The following is a 2,396-nucleotide window of genomic DNA, read 5'->3' on the forward strand; positions in this document are numbered from 1 at the left end:
CCCCGGCTCAGCAGCGCCAGCCGGCGCGCCCCGCGCCGCACCAGGCGCTCGGCGACGACCCGGCCGAGGCCACCGAGGCCACCGGTGATCAGATACGTGCCGTCGGGTCGGATGTCGCCGCGCCCGGCGTCGTCCGGGCGGGTGCGTACGAGGCGTGGCACCAGGCGGCCCGTCGCGCGCAGCGCGACCAGGCGCTCGTCGTCGGCGTGCCGCAGCTGGGTCCACAGGGCGTCGAGGCCGCCGTCGGCCAGCAGGTCGATCAGCGTGGTGGCCAGCTCCGGGTACTCCTGGGCCACCCCGAGGCCGAAGCCCCAGCCGAGCGCCTGCTGCGGATGCGTCACCTCCGCGCTGTCCCCGGCGGCCTGGGCACCCCGTACGACGAGGAACAGGCGCGGGGCCCGGCCGCGGGGCCGCTCGGTGAGCGCCCGTACCAGGTGCAGGGTGGTCAGACAGCACAGCCGGGCCACCCGGGTCGCCGCCTCGGCCGGGTCGGTCGCGGAGTCGATCGCCGGGGCGTCGAGGGCGGACAGCTGGACCACCCGCTCGGGCGGGCCCTCGGGGAACGCCTCCTCCAGCAGCCGTGCCAGGTGTTCCGGGTTCAGCGGGTCGAGCCGGTAGCGCCCCGGGGCCTCGGCCGCGAAGGTGTCGCCCCTGCGGGCCACCACATGCGGCGCCGGACCGAGCAGATCGCTGAGCGCGGCCCCCACGCCCGACTCGTCGGACAGGATCAGCCAGCTGCCCCGGGTGGGCAGCTCCCGTGCGGCGGGCCGGGGCAGCCACCGCGTCTCGAAGAGCGAGCCGTCCAGCGGGGACAGCGCGGCCGGCGCGGCCAGCCGGAACCCCTCGACGTCCAGCACGAGTTGTTCCCGCTCGTCCCAGATCCGCAGATCCAAGGTCACGGCGTCCCCGTCCACCGCGCGCAGCGAGCAGGTCGCCCAGGCCGGAGCGGTACGCAGCCCCGTGAACCGCAGCCGTCCGACCCCGGCGGGTACGAACGCCCGGCCCGCGGGGGCGTCGCCCGGGAGAGCGGCGGTCTGGAAGGCGGCGTCAAGGATCGCGGGGTGCAGCAGATGCCCGGAGGCGGGCAGTTCGGCCAGCCGTCCGAGCGCCGCCGCAGCAGAGCGCCGCCCCTCGGTCAGGCGCCGGAACGCCGGGCCGTAGTCGATGCCCAGGGCGGCGAGGCCGGTGTGGACACCGGCCATATCGACCGCTTCGGCGCACCTGTCCCGCAGCGCGGCGAGCCGTTCATCAGCGGCGCCGGGCTCGTCATCGGCGTATGCGACGAGCCCGCGGACGTGCCGAATCCACTCCGGCCGCCGCTCGTTCAGGGCCGTCGAGGCGATGGTGAAGCTCCGCACGCCACCCTCCTCGGGCCGCAGGACCAGTTGCAGCCGTACGGGCGCCTCGGCCGCCAGCCGCAGCGGCGCCTCGAACCCGACCTCGGCCAGCCGCACCGGTCCGCCGCCGTCCTGGAGCGCCGAAGCGGCCGCGAGCGCCATCTCCAGGAACGCCGCGGCGGGCAGCCACACCTCCCCGGCGACCCGGTGGTCGGAGAGATAGCCGAACAGGCTGTCCCGCAGGTCGATGTCGGTCTGGAAGAGGTGCCGGTCCGGTTCGTCGCTGGCCTCCAGGTGCGTGCCGACCAGTGGCGAGGTGCCAGGGCCCGAGGCCGGCGCGGGAGCGGCCGACAGCCAGTGGCGCTCCCGGGCGAAGGCGTACGTGGGCAGGTCGGCGCGGCGGCCCGCCGGGAAGAGGGCCGACCAGTCGGGCGTATGCCCCGCGGCGTACAGCTGCCCGAGTTGGCGCAGCAGCCCGTCCCGGCCGCCGTCGTCGCGGCGCAGCGAGCCGACGCTCACCGCGTCGACCCCGGCCTCGGCGGCGACGGACTCGATCGCCGGGCCCAGCGACGGATGCGGGCTCAGCTCGACGAAGTAGCGGTAGCCGTCGTCCAGCATGCGCCGCACCGTGTCGGTGAACCGGACCGGCTCCCGCAGATTCGCGTACCAGTAGTCGGCGTCCAGGCGGTCACCGGCGACGGGTTCCGCCAGCACCGTCGAGTACAGCGGGGTCCGCGCCCGGGTGCCCCGGACACCGTCCAGGGCGTCGAGCAGTTCCCCGCGCAGCGGGGCCATCAGCGGGCTGTGGGAGGCGAACGCCGCCGACAGCCGCCGCGCGGGCACCCCTTCCTCGCCGAGCCGCCGCCGCAGCTCGGCCAGCGCGTCGAGGTCGCCGGAGACGGCGGTGGACGTTCCGCTGTTGACGGCCGCCACGAACAGCCGGTCCGGGTACGGGGCGAGGAACCGCTCGACCTCCTCGCGCGACAGGTCCACGGACAGCAGCCCGCCCGCACCCGCCAGCGGCACCACCGCGCGGGCCCGCCGGGCCACCACGGCCGC

General features: G+C 76.4%; 1 protein-coding gene. It reads right to left on the reverse strand.

The genetic code is table 11. From position 1 onward, the window contains the following. Positions 1 to 2,396, reverse strand: a 2,396-nt coding sequence (locus ACWDSL_RS53005; RefSeq protein WP_450496896.1) for an acyltransferase domain-containing protein, incomplete at both ends; no start/stop codon positions are given.

The organism is Streptomyces sp. NPDC000941, from assembly GCF_053599555.1.